2 protein-coding genes and 1 pseudogene are annotated in these 3,248 nt (G+C 51.6%); all 3 read left to right on the plus strand.

Annotated elements, in window-relative coordinates:
* A partial coding sequence (locus tag ACZ6YA_RS25965) for an RHS repeat-associated core domain-containing protein (RefSeq protein WP_465900615.1) occupies positions 1–2,169 on the plus strand: 2,169 nt, incomplete at its 5' end.
* Between the two features lie 7 nt (positions 2,170–2,176).
* Positions 2,177–2,773 (plus strand): hypothetical protein, encoded by a 597-nt coding sequence (locus ACZ6YA_RS25970; protein ID WP_465900617.1) that lies wholly within the window; start codon positions 2,177–2,179, stop codon positions 2,771–2,773.
* Between the two features lie 191 nt (positions 2,774–2,964).
* Positions 2,965–3,147, plus strand: a pseudogene (locus ACZ6YA_RS25975) (hypothetical protein); the annotation flags it as partial.
* Between the last annotated feature and the right edge of the window lie 101 nt (positions 3,148–3,248).

Raw genomic sequence — 3,248 nt, forward strand, 5'->3', positions numbered from 1 at the left:
CACCATCCGGATGGCACGGCAGAATCCTTTACCTACAACAGCCTCGGCCAGGTACTGACCCACACCGACGGCAAAGGCCAGACCACGCGCTTGCAGCGCACCTCGCGTGGCTTGCCCAGCAGCCGCCAGGATGCCAAAGGGCAGTGGATTCGTTACGAGTACGACAAGGCGATTCGCCTGACCGCGTTGGTCAACGAAAACAGCGCGGCATACCGCTTTGCCTATGACGCTTCGGACCGCCTGAGTGAAGAAGTGCGGGTCGATAATCTGACCCGGCGCTTCAGTTATGACGCTGGTGGCAATCTTGTTCGCCTGGATGAAATCGGCTATGGCGAAAGCGGCGAGCGCCCTGAGCGCAACACACTGTTCGAGCGTGATGCCATTGGCCGCTTGCTGGCCAAGGTCAACCGCGATGCGCGCCAGGATTTTGAATACGACGACGCTGATCGGCTGCTGAGCATTCAGCGCCTACCGACCAGTGTCGGCAAGCAACTGGGCATCACGGATGAGAAGCTGAGTTACCGCTACGACCTGCTGGGACGATTGACGCAGGAACTCACGCCCCAAGGTGCACTGGATTATGAATACGACCCGCTCAGCAACCTGACCACACTGACCCTGCCGGACGGGCGCCAGGTCAATCATCTGTATTACGGCAGCGGTCACCTGCACCAGCTGAACCTGGACGGCCAGGTGATCAGCGACATGGAGCGCGATGACCTGCACCGCGAGGTGTACCGCACGCAGGGCAAGCTGACCAGTTGCTTTGGTTACGACGCGATGGGGCGCAAGGCGTGGCAGTTTGCGTCCACGCTGCCCGCCGACAAACTGTCGCAGGTGCACAACACCGGCATCAATACGTCGTTGCTGGTGGAGCATGCGTACAACCCGATACACCGGCGCTACCAGTACGACCCGGCCGGGGAGTTGGTCCGCACGCTGGACAAGCTGCGTGGTGAGATCAAGTACGAGTACGAAGCCAACGGCCAGTTGCACAGCCGTGATACTGGCTCACTGGTTGGCAGCGAAGAATTCCGTTACGACGCGGCGGCCAACCGCTTGGACTTCAATGCCCGGCAGCTTGAGAAGGTCAAAGACAACCGCATCAAGCGTTGGCGGGATCAGGAGTACCGTTATGACCCTTGGGGCAACCTGATCGAGAAGCGCTCGGGGCATAGCAAGCTGCAGAGTTTTAGTTATGACTGCGAGAACCGTCTGGTCCGCGCTGAGACGCTGGTCAATGGCAAGCTGGAAAGCACAGGTTCGTATCGCTATGACAGCCTAGGGCGGCGGGTAGCCAAGCAGTCGGAAATCAACGGCATTACGGAGCAGAAGCGCTTCCTCTGGCAAGGGCTGAGGATGCTGCGTGAGGAGACCCCGGGGCAGAGCATTTTGTACTTGTATGAGCCAGGTAGCTATGCACCGCTGGCGCGGGTCAATCAGGTGGAAGGGGACGAGCAGAAGGTCTACTACTTCCATACCGATCAAATTGGTACGCCGTTGGAGCTGACCGACAGCGAAGGTGAGATCGTTTGGCAGGCGACGTATCGTTCGTGGGGCTCTATTGAGCATCTGGCTGTCAATGAGGTTGAGCAGAATCTGCGCTTCCAAGGGCAGTACATCGATGCAGAATCCGGATTGCATTACAACACATTCCGCTTCTACGACGCTGAAATCGGGCGTTTTTTATCGCAGGATCCAATAGGGTTAGCAGGCGGGATTAATATCTATTCGTACGCTGCAAACCCTATTCTCAGCATTGACCCGCTGGGGTGGTGCTCCACCAAGCTTGGGCAAAACATGGGGCATAGGACGGGAGATGGGATGGCTAACCATCATCTGATCCCTGAGCAACTCATGAATAAGCCTATTTTTAGCTCCATGTTTAAAAGGTTAAAAGGGATTGGGTTTGATGGCGATGGGGCGTCAAATGGTATTTTCTTACCAGATAAGAAAAATGTCCAGTTTATCGATTTGCCAGGGCACTGGACGAATCATGATGTCTACACCGCTGCTGTTGGTAAAAAATTACTTGAGCTCAATAAGATGGCGCCACAGTTGAGTGACACTCAGTTGGTTTTGGGTGTTAAAAATATTCAAGATTGGGCGAGGTCAGGGCTTCAGAACGGCTTGTTCAAGACCGACCCATCTACTTTCAGATTGCTGTGAGTTTTTTATGAAAGATTATTATGTGCTAAGTGCTGCGGAAAGCGATGATGTACCCTTGTTTTTTGATGAAGTATGGGTTCCGGAATTGCCGGAGTTCAATCAAGTGGTTGCAAATCCTGATGTGTCAGCCTTTTCAGACTTTTATGAAATGAAAGCTGATTTGAATGAGCTCAATGTCGATGTGATATTTGAGCAATATCTCGCGTCATCGGAATTTATTCGAATGTGCGAAGATTTTCATTGTGGGTTTGTTAGCATTCCTGTGATGGTTTCGCTTCGCGGCTCTACTAAGCTAAAGAAAGATTATAGGTTTTTCTGCGTTTTAAGTAGGTGTTCACTACTAGATGTTAATCGATCTACCTTTGCCTTGATGGATGACCGGCTTTTGCGCCCTGAAAGTGAGCGCGAAAATATGTTTCCATTATATGCTCGAATCGATAAATTTTCCCCGCGATCAGATGTAGAGTATGATTTGTTTTATTGTGAAGAATTGAAACAAATGGTCTGTTCATCTGGATTTAGAGAAGCTTACTTAAAAAATAAGTTTGTTGGGCTGTATTTTGAAAAAATTGATGAAAGATTTGTATATGCTCCATGGGGGTGATCTCGCAAGCTGGGCGGTAAGGATGAAAGGCTTAGTTGCATCTACAGCTATCTGATCATTTCTTGGGCCCGATTTTTCGATCTAATAATTGTGCTGTATATTGACCACTCTTAGCAGTACTGAGCGCTCTTTAATAAGTTAGCAGTGGATAAGGGGGCATTTATGCTCCCTTATGCACATTTACAGTCTGGCAAAGCATTTACAACCCAAACGAAAAAATCCATCTGGTCCGCACCGTAGGCGGCCACTACCTCCTGCAAAGACTGGACAATGTGTTTTTCTATTTCGGTGAAGTAACGGACGACAACACCGCCGTCCCGCTGTACCGCCTGGAAAACGCGCTGGGTCACTATCTACAGTTCACCCGGGATGCCAAACAGCATCTGGTCCGCACCGTAGGCGGTCACTACCTGCTGCAGACCTTGGACAACGTGTTCTTCGACTTCGGTGAAGTGCCGGACGACAACACCGCCGT

The sequence above is a fragment of the Pseudomonas sp. NPDC090752 genome, from assembly GCF_055584805.1.